The 16346-nt window shown below is 64.6% G+C and carries 12 protein-coding genes; 7 read left to right on the top strand and 5 right to left on the bottom strand.

What is annotated here, in order from left to right:
• The first annotated feature begins 135 nt into the window (after positions 1 to 135).
• The 5 genes from gshA (at position 136) to tauD (ending at position 5632) form a co-directional block, all read left to right on the top strand.
• Positions 136 to 1719 (top strand): glutamate--cysteine ligase, encoded by a 1584-nt coding sequence (gene gshA, locus PST29_RS01400; protein ID WP_060842177.1) that lies wholly within the window; start codon positions 136 to 138, stop codon positions 1717 to 1719.
• Between the two features lie 175 nt (positions 1720 to 1894).
• Complete coding sequence (gene tauA, locus PST29_RS01395) at positions 1895 to 2872, top strand: taurine ABC transporter substrate-binding protein (RefSeq protein WP_060842176.1); 978 nt, start codon at positions 1895 to 1897, stop codon at positions 2870 to 2872.
• 27 nt (positions 2873 to 2899) lie between these two features.
• Entirely contained in the window at positions 2900 to 3694 is a 795-nt protein-coding gene (gene tauB, locus PST29_RS01390; protein ID WP_060842175.1) for a taurine ABC transporter ATP-binding subunit, read from the top strand.
• Positions 3691 to 4530 (top strand): taurine ABC transporter permease TauC, encoded by an 840-nt coding sequence (gene tauC, locus PST29_RS01385; protein ID WP_060842174.1) that lies wholly within the window; start codon positions 3691 to 3693, stop codon positions 4528 to 4530. The genes tauB and tauC overlap by 4 nt, the downstream gene beginning before the upstream one ends.
• Before the next feature lie 262 nt (positions 4531 to 4792).
• A complete protein-coding gene (gene tauD / locus PST29_RS01380) occupies positions 4793 to 5632 on the top strand; it encodes a taurine dioxygenase (protein ID WP_060842173.1) in 840 nt (279 codons plus the stop codon).
• Between the two features lie 60 nt (positions 5633 to 5692).
• Here tauD and lpdA read toward each other — a convergent pair whose 3' ends face one another.
• A complete protein-coding gene (lpdA, locus tag PST29_RS01375; RefSeq protein WP_060842172.1) occupies positions 5693 to 7147 on the bottom strand; it encodes a dihydrolipoyl dehydrogenase in 1455 nt (484 codons plus the stop codon).
• A gap of 157 nt (positions 7148 to 7304) precedes the next feature.
• Positions 7305 to 8900: a DHA2 family efflux MFS transporter permease subunit gene (locus PST29_RS01370; RefSeq protein ID WP_060842171.1), complete on the bottom strand. Its 1596-nt coding sequence runs from the start codon at positions 8898 to 8900 to the stop codon at positions 7305 to 7307.
• Positions 8901 to 8976: 76 nt separating this feature from the next.
• On the opposite strand from PST29_RS01370, the gene PST29_RS01365 reads away from it, so the two are divergent.
• The gene (locus tag PST29_RS01365; RefSeq protein WP_060842170.1) at positions 8977 to 10176 is read left to right on the top strand and encodes an HlyD family secretion protein; all 1200 of its coding nucleotides are present in this window, start codon (positions 8977 to 8979) and stop codon (positions 10174 to 10176) included.
• 90 nt (positions 10177 to 10266) lie between these two features.
• Here PST29_RS01365 and mgrA read toward each other — a convergent pair whose 3' ends face one another.
• The 3 genes from mgrA to PST29_RS01350 all read right to left on the bottom strand — a co-directional run bounded on the left by mgrA (position 10267) and on the right by PST29_RS01350 (position 15096).
• Complete coding sequence (gene mgrA, locus PST29_RS01360; RefSeq protein WP_060842169.1) at positions 10267 to 11304, bottom strand: L-glyceraldehyde 3-phosphate reductase; 1038 nt, start codon at positions 11302 to 11304, stop codon at positions 10267 to 10269.
• 102 nt (positions 11305 to 11406) lie between these two features.
• Complete coding sequence (locus PST29_RS01355) at positions 11407 to 12735, bottom strand: LLM class flavin-dependent oxidoreductase (RefSeq protein WP_060842168.1); 1329 nt, start codon at positions 12733 to 12735, stop codon at positions 11407 to 11409.
• A 102-nt stretch (positions 12736 to 12837) separates the two neighbouring features.
• On the bottom strand, positions 12838 to 15096 hold the full coding sequence (locus PST29_RS01350) for a TonB-dependent receptor (RefSeq protein WP_060842167.1): 2259 nt from the start codon (positions 15094 to 15096) through the stop codon (positions 12838 to 12840).
• Positions 15097 to 15299: 203 nt separating this feature from the next.
• Between PST29_RS01350 and PST29_RS01345 the strand changes: the two genes are divergently transcribed.
• A complete protein-coding gene (locus tag PST29_RS01345; protein ID WP_060842166.1) occupies positions 15300 to 16346 on the top strand; it encodes a LacI family DNA-binding transcriptional regulator in 1047 nt (348 codons plus the stop codon).

Raw genomic sequence — 16346 nt, 5'->3', positions numbered from 1 at the left:
GGGATGAAGGATTGGCGTTTTCAAGCGAGTCGGCTTGACTCAAAAACCAGGCGAAAACGCCAGTTTTAACTTCACCCTTGTAGACCGTCCTGCCCACCCCCATATTGGGGCGACTGACGCGTGAAGGAATCCAACTTGAGCGAACTTCTCAACCGCCGCCTGGCTCTGCTCGGCGAGCGCGCTAACCTCTCCCTGCTCGAGCAGTGCCTGCACGGTATCGAACGTGAATGCCTGCGTGTCACCGGCGAAGGCCGCCTGGCACAGACCCCGCACCCGGAAGAACTGGGTTCCGCGCTGACCAACGAACAGATCACCACCGACTACTCCGAGTCGCTGCTGGAGTTCATCACCCCGGCCCTCGCGGACCCGGCGGATACCCTGGCCAGCCTCGACAAGATTCATCGCTTCGCCTACAGCAAGCTCGGCAACGAGTACCTGTGGAGTCCATCGATGCCGTGCCCGTTGCCGGCCGAGGAAGACATCCCGATCGCCTACTACGGCACCTCCAACATCGGTCAGCTCAAGTACGTGTACCGCAAGGGCCTGGCCCTGCGCTACGGCAAGACCATGCAGTGCATTGCCGGGATCCACTACAACTTTTCCCTGCCGGAACAGCTGTGGCCGCGGCTCAAGGAAGCCGAGGGCTTCGTCGGCAGCGACCGTGACTACCAGTCCTCGGCCTATATCGCGCTGATCCGCAATTTCCGCCGCTACAGCTGGCTGCTGATGTACCTGTTCGGTGCCTCGCCAGCCCTGGACGCAGGGTTCCTGCGCGGCCGCTCGCACCAGCTGGAACAGCTGGACGCCGACACCCTGTACCTGCCTTACGCCACCAGCCTGCGCATGAGCGACCTGGGCTACCAGAGCAAGGCCCAGGCCGGCCTGACCCCCTGCTACAACGATCTGAACAGCTACACCGACAGCCTGCGCAAGGCCGTGGCCACGCCCTACGCGCCTTACGTGGCCGTCGGCACCCACAAGGATGGCGAGTGGGTGCAACTGAACACCAACATCCTGCAGATCGAAAACGAGTACTACTCCAACATCCGCCCCAAACGCGTGACCTACACCGGCGAGCGACCGATCCAGGCGCTGATGGCCCGGGGCATCCAGTACGTCGAAGTGCGTTGCCTGGACATCAACCCCTTCCTGCCCCTGGGCATCGATCTGCAGGAAGCCCGCTTCCTCGACGCCTTCCTGCTGTATTGCGCGCTCAACGACAGCCCGCTGTTTGCGAACAACGAGTGCGGCAACGCCACCTCGAACTTCCTCGCCGTGGTCAAGGAAGGCCGGCGTCCGGGCCTGCAACTGCAACGCCAGGGCCAGCCGGTGGAGATGAAGGAATGGGCGGCCGAACTCCTGGAGCAGATCGCGCCACTGGCCGCCCTGCTCGACCAGAGCCACGGCAGCGACGTGCACAGCAAGGCGCTGGACGCCCAGCTGGCCAAGGTCAAGGACTCGTCCCTGACCCCATCGGCCCAGGTGCTGGCGGCCATGAGCGAGCACAAGGAGAGCTTCAGCCAGTTCTCCCTGCGCCAGAGCCAGGCGCATGCCGAGCACTTCCGCAGCCAGGCCCTGAGCAAGGAAGAGCAAGCCGCCTTCGAAGACGCGGCGCGCAAATCCCTGGAGCAGCAGACCGAGCTTGAGCAGAACGAAGTGGGTGAATTCGACGTGTTCGTCGGCGCCTACCAGGCCAGCATCCTGGCCATCAGCAACTGACGCTTCACCGCCAAGCCGGCTCCTGCACCCATACCGTAGGAGCCGGCTTGCCGGCGAACAGCACGCTGCCTATTCCCCTCATAAGCTAATGCAAATAAGTTATTTATTTCTGCATTCTTAGATCATTTAGTCTCCTCCCACGCCGATCACCGGCCGCCTATGAGGAGCCCCCCCCATGAAACTGCATTTCCCCCTTCGCCTCCTGGCGGCCGCGTCCCTGGCCGCTGCGAGTTTCTTTGCCCAGGCGGCCGACGTCACCGTCGCCTACCAGACCACCGTCGATCCGGCCAAGGTCGCCCAGGCCGACGGCAGCTATGAAAAAGCCACCCAGGCCAAGATCAACTGGCGCAAATTCGACAACGGTGCCGACGTCATCGCCGCCATCGCTTCCGGCGACGTGCAGATCGGCTACCTGGGCTCCAGCCCCCTGACCGCGGCCATCACCCGCAAGGTGCCGGTGCAGACCTTCCTGATCGCCACCCAGATCGGCGCCGCCGAAGCCCTGGTGGCCCGGGACGGTTCCGGGATTACCAACCCCCAGGACCTGATCGGTAAAAAAGTCGCCGTGCCCTTCGTTTCCACCGGCCACTACAGCCTGCTGGCAGCGCTGAAGCACTGGAACATCGATCCCTCGAAAGTGCAGATCCTCAACCTCGCGCCACCGGCGATCATCGCCGCCTGGAAGCGCGGCGATATAGACGCCACCTACGTCTGGGACCCGGCCCTGGGCGTGGCCAAGGAAAACGGCAAGGTGCTGATCACCTCCGGCGAGCTGGCCAAGTTCGGCGCGCCGACCTTCGACGCCTGGATCGTGCGCAAGGATTTCGCCGAGAAGCACCCGGAAATCGTCACGGCCTTTGCCAAGGTGACCCTGGATGCCTACGCCCAGTACCGCAAGGATCCGCAAGCCTGGCTGGCCAACCAGGGCAACGTCGACAAGCTGGTCAAGCTCTCCGGTGCCAAGGCCAGTGATATCCCGCTGCTGCTGCAAGGCAACGTCTACCCACTGGCCGCCGACCAGGTGGTCAGCCTCGGCGCCCCGACCACCAAGGCCATCACCGACACCGCGGTGTTCCTCAAGGAGCAAGGCAAGGTCGAAGCGGTGCTGCCGGACTACGCCCCCTACGTCAGTGCCAAGTTCATCCCTGAATAACCCGCGACCGGACAGGAGATAGCCGTCATGGCCTTGCTACAACTGGAGCGCATCAGCGCACAGTACCCCGGCGCCGCCGAACCGGTGCTGGCGGATATTTCCCTGACCCTGGGGCCACAGCAACTGCTGGTCGCCCTGGGTCCCTCCGGCAGCGGCAAGACCTCGCTGCTGAACCTGATTGCCGGCTTCGTCGCCCCCAGCGCCGGGCGCATCAGCCTCGACGGCGTGCCGGTCAAGGGCCCCAGCGCCGAACGTGGCGTGGTGTTCCAGGACGACGCCCTGCTGCCCTGGCAGGACGTGCTGGGCAACGTCGCCTTCGGCCTGGAACTGGCCGGCGTGGCCCGCGCCGCGCGTGAAGCCCGGGCTCGGGAGATGCTCGCCCTGGTGGACCTGGCCGGCTTCGACAAGCGCCGCATCTGGCAACTCTCCGGTGGACAGAAACAGCGCGTGGGCCTGGCCCGCGCCCTGGCCGCCGACCCGCGCGTGCTGCTGATGGATGAACCCTTCGGCGCCCTGGATGCCTTCACCCGCGAACAGATGCAGGAGCTGCTGCTGCAAGTCTGGCGGCGCACCGCCAAGCCGGTGTTCCTGATTACCCACGACATCGAGGAAGCGGTATTCCTCGCGACCGACCTGATCCTCCTGGCGCCCAACCCGGGACAGATCGTCGAGCGCCTGAACCTGGACTTCGGCCAGCGCTACGCCGCCGGCGAATCGGCCCGGGCGATCAAGTCCGACCCGTTGTTCATCGAAACCCGCGAACACGTGCTGGCCCGGGTGTTCTCCCAGCGCAGCGCCACCCAGCAGCAGGAGCGCCCATGAGCAGCTACGAGATTCCCGCCACCGCCACCCGCAATGCCAAGCCGAAAGCGCCACACACCGTGCGCCGCAGCCTGAGCACCCGCTGGATCAGCGTGCTGACCCTGATCACCCTGCTGGCCCTGTGGTGGGCGGTGACCGCCAGCGGCCTGATCGAACCGCTGTTCCTGCCACCGCCTGCCGCCGTGCTGCAAAAGGGCTGGTTGCTGGCCACCAGCGGCTACATGGATTCCACCCTCTGGCAGCACCTGGCGGCGAGCCTGGAGCGCATCGGCCTGGCCCTGGGCTGTGCCGTGCTGACGGCGATTCCGGTGGGCATCGCCATTGGCGCCAACCGCATCGCCCGCGGCGTGCTCGACCCGTTGATCGAGTTCTACCGGCCGATTCCGCCCCTGGCCTACCTGCCGCTGATCGTCATCTGGTGCGGCATTGGCGAGCTGTCCAAGGTGCTGCTGATTTACCTGGCGATCTTCGCCCCGATCGCCATTGCCACCGCCACCGGCGTGCGCACCGTCGACCCGGCCAAGCTGCGCGCCGCGCAGTCTTTGGGCGCCACCCGGGCCCAGCTGATTCGCCACGTGATTCTGCCCAGCGCCTTGCCGGACATCCTCACCGGCGTGCGCATCGGCCTGGGCGTGGGCTGGTCGACCCTGGTCGCCGCGGAGCTGATTGCCGCCACCAGCGGCCTGGGTTTCATGGTGCAGTCCGCCGCGCAGTTCCTGGTCACCGATGTGGTGGTGCTGGGGATACTGGTGATTGCCCTGATCGCCTTCACCATGGAGATGGGCCTGCGCGCCCTGCAACGCAAGCTGGTGCCCTGGCACGGCCAATCCCACTGACCTGCATGCCCCGCACGCGGTTCACCTGTAGCCGCTGCCGAGCCCTCGCGAGGCTGCGACCGAGCGCGTAGCGCTCGCAGCAATCGATGAGGAAGCCCTCGTTGCATGGGTTTGCATCTACTGCGCCGCCGTTCGCAGCCTCGCCAAGGCTCGACAGCGGCTACAGGGTCACAACACCGCCAGCGCACCCGTTTTTTTAGTTTGATGCCGATAAACCGAATCCGACCACGCCGAGCGTTCGGCGCCGTACAAGAGAACCACCATGAGCCTGACCATCACCCCTTTAAGCTCTGCCCTCGGCGCCCAGATCAGCGGCATCGACATCAGCCAGCCACTCAGCGTCGAACAGCGCGACGCCATCGAGCAGGCGCTGCTCAAGCATCAGGTACTGTTCTTCCGCGACCAGCCAATCACCCCACAGCAACAGGCGCGTTTCGCCGCCCGCTTCGGTGACCTGCACATCCACCCGATCTACCCCAATGTGCCGGAGCAGCCGGAAGTGCTGATTCTCGACACCGCCGAAACCGACGTGCGCGACAACGCCATCTGGCACACCGACGTGACCTTCCTGCCGACCCCGGCCCTGGGCGCGGTGCTCAGCGCCAAGCTGTTGCCGACGTTCGGCGGCGACACCCTGTGGGCCAGCGGCATCGCCGCCTACGAGGCGCTGTCCGAGCCCATGAAGAACCTGCTGCAGGGCCTGACCGCGACCCACGAATTCATCAAGTCCTTCCCCCTGGAGCGCTTCGGCAACACCCCCGAGGACCTGGCGCGCTGGGAGGAAACCCGACGCAAGAACCCGCCGCTGTCGCACCCGGTGATCCGCACCCACCCGGTGAGCGGGCGCCAGTCGCTGTTCGTCAACGACGGCTTCACCACCAAGATCAACGAACTGTCCGAGAGCGAAAGCGAGGCCATCCTCAAGCTGCTGTTCGCCCACGCCACCCGCCCGGAATTCACCATTCGCTGGCGCTGGCAGGAAAACGACGTGGCCTTCTGGGACAACCGCGTGACCCAGCACTACGCCGTGGACGACTACCGCCCACAGCGTCGAGTCATGCAGCGCGCGACCATTCTTGGGGATGTGCCGTTTTTTCGCTGAGACGCGGGGAGATGCAACAGGCCCCGGCCGCGCTGGATGAGCGAAGCCGGGCACAGCAGGCTATTTGACGCTGGCGGGAGCTTTCTTCTTGCGATTGCCGATGTGAATCGCCTGGCCATTCACCGCCAGCGCGGCTTCATGCAGGGCTTCGGACAGGGTCGGGTGGGAGAACACCATCATCCCCAGGTCTTCGGCGCTGGTGCCGAATTCCATGCCGATTGCGCCTTGCTGGACCAGTTCCGCAGCGCCCGGCCCTATCACATGCACCCCCAGCACCCGGTCGGTGGCGGCATCGGCAATCACCTTGACCAGCCCGGCGGTGTCGTTGGCCGCCATGGCCCGGCTGCTGGCGGAGAACGGGAAGGTGCCGATGTTCAGCTCGATGCCCCGGGCCTTGAGGGCCTGCTCGGTCTGGCCGACCCAGGCGATTTCCGGGTGGGTGTAGATCACTGAAGGGATCAGCTCGTAATTGAGCGGATGCCGATGCCCGGCGAGGCTCTCGGCCACCATCACGCCTTCTTCCGACGCCTTGTGCGCCAGCATCGGGCCGCGCACCACGTCGCCAATGGCGAACACCCCAGGCACGCTGGTCAGGCACTGGCCATCGACATGAATAAAGCCACGCTCGTCCAACTGCACCCCGCTGTCGGCGGCCAGCAGATCGGTGGTCAGGGGCCGACGCCCCACGGCGACGATCAGGCGATCGAAGGTCTGCTGCTTGTCCTCGCCGCCTTCGCTGAAACGGACCTTGACCCTTTCGCCCTGCACCTCGGAGGCCGTCACCCGGGCCCCCAGGCGGATATCCAGGCCTTGCTTGCCGAGGATCTTCTGCGCCTCCCTGGCGATCTGCACGTCCACTGCCGGCAGGAAGCTGTCGAGGGCTTCGAGCACCGTCACTTCAGCCCCCAGGCGAGCCCAGACCGAGCCCAGTTCCAAGCCGATGACGCCGGCGCCAATCACACCGAGGCGCTGGGGCACGCGGGTGAATTCCAGGGCTCCGGTGGAGTCGACGATCACCTGGTCGGTCAGCGGCGCTGCGGCAATATCGATGGGCCGGGAGCCGGGGGCGAGGATGATGCTGGTGGCGCTGATGCGCCGGGTGCTGCCATCGGCCGCGGTGACTTCCACTTGCTTGTTGGCCAGCAGCTTGCCGTGACCTTCCAGCAAGGCCACGCCATTGGCCTTGAACAGCGAGGCGATGCCACCGTTGAAATTGCGCACCACGCTGTCCTTGCGCGCCAGCATGGCCGGTACATCGATCTGCGGGTTGCTGATGCCGATGCCATGCACGGCAAAGCCGTTGCGCGCTTCGTCGTAGTGATGGGAGCTGTCCAGCAGTGCCTTGGAAGGAATGCAGCCCACATTGAGGCAGGTGCCCCCCAGGGCGGTCTTGCCGTCCTTGCCCTTGTAGCGCTCGATGCAAACCGTCTTCAGTCCCAACTGCGCCGCCCGGATCGCCGCGACATAGCCGCCGGGACCCGCGCCAATCACGATCACATCGTATTGCTCACTCATAGGTTGCCTTCCTTTGTAGAGACAACATCGACCACGGCTCCCATGGTCCCGTTGTCCTTGAGAATTTTCTGGTGGCCGTGCCCGGCCAACCTCCCGAAAGCCACCGGCGCAACGCCCAGTCCGGCGCCTGGACCCTGTAGGGGCCCGGCACGGGCAATCACTTTTCCTTCGCCACCGGCGAGGTCAGCGCCGGGGCCGCCTTGCACCACGGCACCAGCAGCAGCGCCACCACGAACAGCAGCGCCATCAGCCGGAACACATCACCAAACGCCAGGGTCAGGGCTTCACGTGCCACCAGCCGGCCAAGCATGCCCTGGGCCATCAGATAGGCATGGCCGGAATCCGGAGTCTCGGCGGCGATCTTCAAGGCCAGTTGCCCCATCAACTCCTGCGCAGCGACAGCCTTGGCGCCCAAGGATTCGGACAAGCGCAGCACCTGGGTGCGGGCATCGTCCTGCAGCCAGGTGTTGACCGTTGCAATGCCGATCGCGCCACCCAGGTTGCGCATCAGGTTGAACAACCCCGAGGCCTGGCGCAGCTCGACGCCCTGGAATGAACTCAAGGCCATGTTGACGCTGGGTACGATGCACAGCATCAGGAACAGGCCGCGGGCCACTTGGGGAACCAGCAGTTCGTCGAACCCCCAGTTGGCGGTGACCCGGGAGGTCAGCCACAGGCTCAGGGCCAGGCCCAGAAAGCCCACCGAGATGATCAAGCGCCGATCGACCCTCTCCGAAGCCCGAGCCGCGATGATCGTGCTCACCAGTTGCCCGATCCCCACCACAAACACTGTGGTGCCGATTTCCAGGCTGTCGAAACCGCGCACTCGCCCGAGAAACACCGGAACCAGATAAGTCGAGGAATACAGTCCGAAACCGATCACCAGGTTCAGCAGGCAGGCAATGGAAAAGGTCCGGTCGCGAAAGGGCCGTAGCGACACAATCGGGTTGTTCGAATACAGCGAGCGCTCGATGAACAGTCCAAAGGACACCAGGCAAACCCAGGCGGCGATGACAATCGCGCTATCACTGAACCAGTCCTTGCGCGGCCCCTCCTCCAGCACATACTCGAAACACCCCAGTGCCAGCGCCATGGCCGCAAAGTGCAGCCAGTCGATGCGCCGCAGCATGGACAGGTCGGGCCGATCCACATCGATCAGCAGCGCAGCACCCATGCACACCAACAGCCCCGGCAGCACGTTGATGAAGAAGATCCAGCGCCAGTCCAGGTAGAAGGTCACCAGGCCGCCCACCGTAGGACCCAGTGTCGGCGCCAGAACCGCGGTCATCCCGAGAATGGCCGGGACCATCGCCCGTTGCCTGCCTTCGAACAGCACAAAACCCACGGCAAACACCGTGGGCACCATGGCGCCTCCGGCGAAGCCTTGCAGCGCTCGCAGCACGATCATCGACTCGATGTTCCAGGCCATCCCGCAGCCGACGCTGAACAGGGTAAAAAATGCCGCACCGGCAGCGAACAGCCAGCGGGTGGAGATCGCCTGGGCGAGGAAGGCCGAGAAAGGAATCATGATCAGTTCGGCGATCAGATAGGCGGTCTGCACCCAACTGACCTCATCGGGACCGGCACTGAGGCCGGCCTGCACATCATTGAGGGAAGCCGCCACGATCTGGATATCGATCAGCGCCATGAACATGCCAAAGGCCATGATGGTGAACACCAGAAGCTTGCGGCGGGCGGACTGTTGACCAGGCTGGGCGCCCACATCAGGGAACTCGGATGCGCTTGTCGTCACGTTCGGTGCTCCCTGTAGTATTGCGACCATCATGTGAATATTATGATCGTAATTCAAAACAGCGTGGAGCTTCAACATGGAGCAGAGCAACCAGACTCAGAACGCCATCCTGCAAGCCGCACACGAGATGGAAAAGCCGCGCAAGCGCTCCAAGCGCCCCGTGATCGCTGGCGCTATCGCCCTGACACTGGTGGCGGTCGGGGTGGCCTGGGTACTGATGGCGCCTTCGACCGAAACCACCGACGACGCCTACATTGCCGCCGATGCAACCTCCGTCGCGCCGCGAGTCCATGGCCTGGTCACCGAGGTGCTGGTCAAGGACCACCAAAACGTCACCGCCGGACAGCCCCTGGTACGCATCAACAGCGAGGAATTCGACAGCCGGGTGACCCTGGCCGCCGGCGACCTGGCCGACAATCAGGCCCAGGTGGCCCTGGCCGAGGCGGCGCTGAAGATTCAACAAGCCGAACAGCGCCTGGCCGACACCCGCGTCCTCGCAGCCCGCACGTCGATCCGCACCACCCAGGCCGAGTCCAAACGCGCCGACGCCGAGCGCAACCGTTTCGACACCCTGGTCACCACCGGAGCCGTGGCGCGCAACGAAGTGGAGAAATACAGCACCCAGGCCATCTCCGCCGAACAAGGCCACGCCTACGCCCAGGCCATGCTGCAAGTGGCGGAAAACGACCTGGCGGTGACCACAGCCCAACGCGAACGCCTGCAAGCACAGCTGCAGATGGCCAAGGCCAGGGTGGTGAGCGCCCAGGCCCGACTCGAACTGGCGCAACAGGACCTGCGCCACACCACCGTCCATGCACCGATGGACGGCACCGTCGGCAATCGGCAGGTCCAGGTGGGTGATTACGTGCAACCCGGCTCGCGCCTGCTGACCCTGGTGCCGCTGCACGACCTCTATGTACTGGCCAATTTCAAGGAAACCCAGACCCAGCACATGTCCCCCGGCCAGTCGACCCGGATCAAGATCGATGCCCTGCCGGGGGTGAGCCTCGTCGGCACCGTGGAAAGCCTGGCACCGGGTTCGGGGTCGACCTTCGCCCTGCTGCCCTTCGAGCCGGGCACCGGCAACTTCACCAAGATCGTGCAGCGGGTTCCGGTACGCATCCGCTTCAATGCCGATCAATCCGGCCTCGAACGCCTGCGGCCGGGTCTGTCGGTGACGGCAAAAGTCGATCTGGACAACCCGGGGGAAGGCGCCGTAGCCAGCGCCCGGACCACGCTCAAGGTGAGCAGCAACGCGTCCGCAACGGTGCAATGAGCGCCCGCCAAAAAACTCGCCGCTCCTGCCCTGCCCGGTAAAAAAAGCCCCCGGCAAATCACTCTGCCGGGGGCGCGGGACTTGGCGACGTTACTCCGCCAGCGACGGTTTTTCCCACAGGTTGATCCGCCCCTCCTTGGCGAAATGATCGATTTGCGCCAGCTCCTCCACACTGAAACTCAGGTTCTGCAAGGCCCCGACGTTCTCGACGATCTGCTCGGGACGGCTGGCGCCGATCAAGGCCGAAGTCACCCGCGGATCGCGCAAGGTCCAGGCCAGGGCAAGTTGCGCCAGGCTCTGGCCACGGTTCCTGGCGATCTCGTTGAGGGCCCGCACATGGGCCAGATTGGCCTCGGACAGGTGCGAAGCCTGCAGCGAGCCTCCACCCGGACGATTGACCCGTGCATCCTCGGGAATGCCATTGAGGTATTTATCGGTGAGCAGCCCCTGGGCCAGGGGAGTAAAGGCGATCACCCCCACGCCCAGCTCATCGGTGGTCTCCAGCAGGTCCTTCTCCACCCAACGATTGAGCATGTTGTAAGCCGGCTGATGGATCAGCAGCGGCACTTTCCACTCCTTGAGCAACGCGGCGATTTCCCGGGTCTTGGCCCCGGAATAGGAGGAAATGCCGATGTACAAGGCCTTGCCCTGCTGCACCGCGCTGGCCAGGGCGCTGGCGGTTTCCTCCAGCGGCGTATCCGGATCGAATCGGTGGGAATAAAAGATATCCACATAGTCCAGGCCCAGGCGCTGCAGGCTCTGGTCGAGGCTGGCCAGCACATATTTGCGCGAACCGCCGCCCTGGCCGTAAGGCCCGGGCCACATGTCCCAGCCGGCCTTGCTGGAGATGATCAGCTCATCGCGATAGGCCTTGAAGTCCTCCCGCAACAGACGACCGAAATTGATCTCGGCGCTGCCATAGGGCGGGCCATAGTTGTTGGCCAGGTCGAAGTGATTGATCCCCAGGTCGAAGGCCGTGCGCAACAGGACACGCTGGGTGTCGATCGGCGTGCTGTCACCGAAGTTGTGCCAAAGCCCCAGGGACAGCGCCGGCAGCACCAGGCCACTGCGGCCCACACGGCGATAAGGGATGGAGTCGTAGCGATTTTCGGCAGCGATATAAGTCATCGAATCCTCTCTGGGTCAGGTCTTTGCAAAACAACTAACGTCGATCATTGCGCCCCGTAGGCGCTAGCTTGCGGGCGAGCCAGCGCCTGCAGCAGGCGGTGGTTACACAAACTGATTCTGCGGCCGCTCCAGCCCCAGGTTCTCGCGCAGCGTGCGGCCCTCGTATTCTGTTCTGAACAGCCCGCGCCGCTGCAGTTCCGGAATCACCCCCGCCGCAAAATCCCGCAGGCCGCCCGGCAGATGGGGCACCAGCACATTGAAGCCATCGGCCGCGCCCTCCTCGAACCAGGCCTGCAGTTCGTCGGCAATCTGCGCGGGCGTACCGATCAGGCTGTAGTGCCCACGCCCGCCGGCAATCTTGCGCCCCAGCTGAGCCAGGGTCAGGTTGTCCTTGCCGGCCAGTTCGGTGAGCAACTGCTGGCGGCTTTGCTGACCGCTCTCGGTCAGGGGCAACTGCGGCAAAGGTCCATCCAGCGGATAACCGGACAAATCGAAATTGCCCAGCATCCGTCCGAGCAGGGCCACCCCCACTTCGGGCTCCACCAGTGCCTGGAACGATTCGAACTTCTCCCGGGCCTGGCTTTCGCTGTCGCCCACCACCACGAACACCCCGGGCATGATTTTCAGCGATTCCGTACTACGATCGTACTGCTTGAGACGCCCTTTCAGGTCCGCATAAAAGGCTTGTGCGGCGGCCCGGGACGGTTGCGCGGTGAACACCACCTCGGCCGTCTGCGCCGCCAGGTCGCGGCCACTTTCCGAGGAGCCGGCCTGCACGATCACCGGGTAACCCTGGGGTGGGCGCGGCACATTCAAGGGCCCTTTGACCTGGAAGAATTCGCCGCGATGATCCAGTAAATGCTGCTTTTTCGGGTCGAAATACTCGCCACTGGCCTTGTTCCGGACAAAGGCGTCGTCCTCCCAGCTGTCCCACAACCCGGTCACCACCTGATGGAATTCCCGGGCCCTGCGATACCGTTCGGCATGCCCGAAATGTTCATCCCGCCCGAAATTCTGCGCTTCGGCGGCATTGTCCGACGTCACCAGGTTCCACCCCGCCCGACCCCCTGAAAGATGGTCCAGCGAAGCGAATTTACGTGCTACGTGGTACGGTACGTTATAGCTCGTAGTGGTAGTGGCAATAAGCCCTATCCGCTCGGTCACGGCCGCCAGGGCAGACAGCAAGGTCAAGGGTTCGAAGTAATCGGAACGGGCCATGCGGCTGGCGATGGTGCCGGTCGGCGCTGCCAGGCTGTCGGCGACGAACAGCGCGTCGAAGCGCGCGGCCTCGGCGATCTGCGCCAGTTCTTTATAGACCGCAAAGTCCAGTCCTGCCTGGGCCGGGACCTGCGGATGACGCCAGGCGGCAACGTGGTGACCGGTGGCCATGAGAAAGGCGCCGAGCTTGAGCTGGCGAGTGGAACGAGACATGGGCAACTCCTGTTTCACACTGCAAAAAAACACCCTCCGCAGCAGCTGGCTTGCCAGCGCAAGCGCCCGCAAGGCCTGGGCCAAGCCGGCGCCTGCAAAGGGTCAGAAGTCCTTGCGTAACTGCACACCGAAATAACGTTCGTCGTCCCGGGGCACCGCGCGGTAGATGTAGTTGCCGCCACTGGCCAGCAACGGCGAATAGGACTTGTCGGCCAGGTTCTTGCCGAGCAATGCCACGCGCCAGCCGTCGTTGTAATCGGCCAGGGCGATGCTGGCGTTCCAGATGCCGTAGGCGCCCTGCCGGGTGTCGGGGTTTTGGCTGATGTCGTACTGCACTTGGCTTTGCCAGCTGTAGTCGGTGCCCAATTCGAGATCCAGGCCGTTATCCAGGGGAATGCTGTAGTCGGCCCGCACGTAGCTTTTCCAATCCGGGCTGAAGGGCAATGGCTTGCCGTTGACGTTGCAGGAAGCGGCGGCGCCCGCCGGGCAGGCGAACGCATCGATGCGCGCCCGGGTGTAGGCCAGGGCCCCGGAGAACTTCAATTGCTGGGTGGCCTGCAGGGCGTAGTCCAGCTCGACGCCTTCACTGCTGACGCGGCCGGCGTTGATCAGGCGGGTCACCACCTGCCCGGCCACGGTGTCGAAGAAGTTGGCCTGGTAGTTGTCGTACTCGCTGTGGAACACCGCCAGGTTGGTGGTCAGGCGGTTGTTCCAGCCGCTGGCCTTGATCCCCGCCTCCCAAGTGTTGGACGTCTCGGGCTTGAGCGCATTGGTGTCCCGCGGCTGCATGTTGAAGAACACGTTGTAGGCCGGGCCCTTGTAGCCGCGGGAATAGGTCAGGTAGCTGGTGACGCTGTCGCTGAGGTCGTATTGCAGGCCTAGGCGACCGGACCAGCCGTCCTCGTCCACCGAACCCGAGCTGCGGGTGCCCGGCTGGATCCCGCTGACCGTGGTGGCCGAGGTCGACACCCGACGGTGGTCGTATTTCAGGTCGTCATGGGTCCAGCGCAAACCGGCGATAGCGCGAAAGTCCTCGGTGAAATTCAAGGTGCTTTCGCCGAAGACCGCGTAGCTGTCGTTGGTGGTGCTGTAGTCGGCAATCCCGCGATTGACGCCGGTGGTGGTGGTCAGGGTGCGCTGGTAGGTTTCCTCGTCCTTGCCATGCAGGTAGAACAGGCCGCCGACGTACTCCAGGAACTGCCCCTTGGGCGAGGCCAGGCGCAGCTCCTGCGAATACTGGTTGTAGTCCAGGTCGCCCTTGTCGGCGGTCCCGGGAAACGCCGCGCTGACCGCGCCAAGACGGTCGCCATCCTGGTACTGGGTGTTGTTCCAGCCGCGCCAGGCGGTGATCGAGGTCAGGGTGTAGTCGCCGAGGTTCCAGTCCAACTGGCCGGACAGGCCCTTGTTGATGTCCTCCACATGGGTGCGGGTATCGGTGTTGATATCGCGGTTGTCGCTGCTGGCCCGGACCGGGCCCAGGGCATTGGCGAAGGCCGGGGTCAGGGCCTTGCTGACCACGCCATTGGGCGCGTCGTCATGGGACTGCATGTAGTCCGCCGCCAGGGTGAACTTGAGGTCGGCGCTGGGGGTGAATTCCAGCTTGCCGCGCACGCCCTTGCGGTTGTAGCCGTTGACCTCCTGGCCGTTGTGGCGGTTGTCCACATTGCCGTCGTAACTGCCGAACAAGGTGGTGACAGACCCCTTGAGGACATCGGGAACCAGGCTGCCGCCAATGCCGAAGCGGGTACGACTTTCATTGCCGCTGTAATAGGACTGGTCGATGTAGCCGTGGGTCTCGGCGGAAGGCGCCTTGGTCACGATATTGAGCACCCCGGCCGAAGCGTTCTTGCCGAACAGCGTGCCCTGGGGCCCGCGCAGCACCTCGATGCGCTCCAGGTCCAGCAGGTCCAGGGTGGCCTGGCCGGGTCGCCCGTAGACCACACCGTCGATTACCGTCGCAACCGTCGGCTCCACCCCCGGCGAAGTGGAAATGGTGCCCACGCCGCGGATGAACAGTGAGGTGTCCTTGTTCGAGGCCCCGGTGCGGAAGTTCAGCGACGGCACCTGCTGCACGATGCTCGCCACGCCGTTGCGGTTGTCGCGCTCCAACTGCTCGCCATCCACCACCGACACCGCCACCGGGACCTTCTGCAGCGACTCTTCGCGGCGCGTGGCGGTGACCGTTACCGACTTCAGGGTCGGCTCCTGATCCTGCGCCGTGGCCGCGCTTTCACTGGCCAGGGCCGCTGGCAACGGCAATGCCGCCAGGCCCGCCAACAGCCAGCCCAGATGCGGGCGCGAGGCCGTGGTGCCACGGATCGAATGCGCGAGTCGGTGTTGCTCCCCATGAAATATCTGCATGCTGCACCTGCTGAAAAATGCCCCGATCCGCTGCCGATCTGCGCCGGCAGCGCCTGAAATCTGTCTTGGGCATTCGCTCGAGCGAGTAGCAGACATGACGCTTTGTTAGCGCTAACATCGCCAGTATCGACGCGCTCTGCATAGAGCGTCCAATACTGAAAAATTACTCTTATATGCCTTTTGGTTAAGTCCAAGGAGCGCTCATGACCACTGACCCAGCACCTGGCCGCAAGCGCCGCGGCGCCGGCCGCGTGACCCTGAACACCGTGGCGCGCCAGGCCGGGGTCTCGGCGATCACCGTGTCGCGCTACTTCAACCAGCCCGAGAGCGTCTCCGCCGAACGTCGGGAACGCATCGCCGCCGTGGTGGCCGAACTCGGCTACGTGCCCAATCTGGTGGCCGGCGGCTTGGCCTCGGCCCGGGGCAGAATCGTCGCCATGGTCATCCCGAACATTTCCGGACAGATCTTCGCCCAGACCATCCAGGGCTTCAGCGACACCCTCAGCCGCCACGGCTATCAGCTGCTGCTGGCCTCCAGCTACTTCGACGAGAAACAGGAAGAGAGCGCGGTACGGGCCTTTCTCGGCTGGTCGCCGGCAGCCCTGGTGCTGACCAGCCACTTCCACAGCCCGGGCACGGAAAAGATGCTCGCCGAAGCCGAGATCCCGCTGATCGAAACCTGGGATTACCAGCCCCAGCGCCAGCCCATGCAGATCGGCTTCAGCCACTTTCAAGTGGGGGTCAGCGCGGTTCGCCACCTGCACGCCAAGGGCTACCGGCGCATCGCCTTCGTGCAGAACAGCGCCCCCGGCGACTACAGCGCGCTGGAGCGCCGCGACGGCTATCTCGCCACCCTGAAAGAGCTGGAGTTGCCACCCCGGGTGTTTGCCCCGGATCCCGACCGTCCTCCCTTCGAAGCGGGCAAGCAGGCCATGGAGGCCCTGATGAGCGCCTCGCCACGCCCCGACGCCATCATCTTCGCCAACGACAACCTGGCCGCCGGCGGCCTGCTGGCGGGGCAACGCGCCGGGCTGAAGATTCCAGAGGACTGCGCAGTGCTGGGCTTTGGCGACTACCCCTTTGCCCAGATGCTGCTGCCGAGCCTGAGTACCATCCAGCCACCGGCGCTGGAGATCGGCGTACTGGCCGCGACCCGGGTCCTGGAAAGCCTTGGGGTGCTGCCGACCCGCACGCCGGTGCAGCGCCTGAACCTGCTGCAATGCCGAGTGATCGAGCGCGAAAGCACCTAG

Source organism: Pseudomonas sp. St29 (genome assembly GCF_001547915.1).
GTDB lineage: Bacteria > Pseudomonadota > Gammaproteobacteria > Pseudomonadales > Pseudomonadaceae > Aquipseudomonas.
This window is presented reverse-complemented; position numbering and strand designations above follow the sequence as displayed.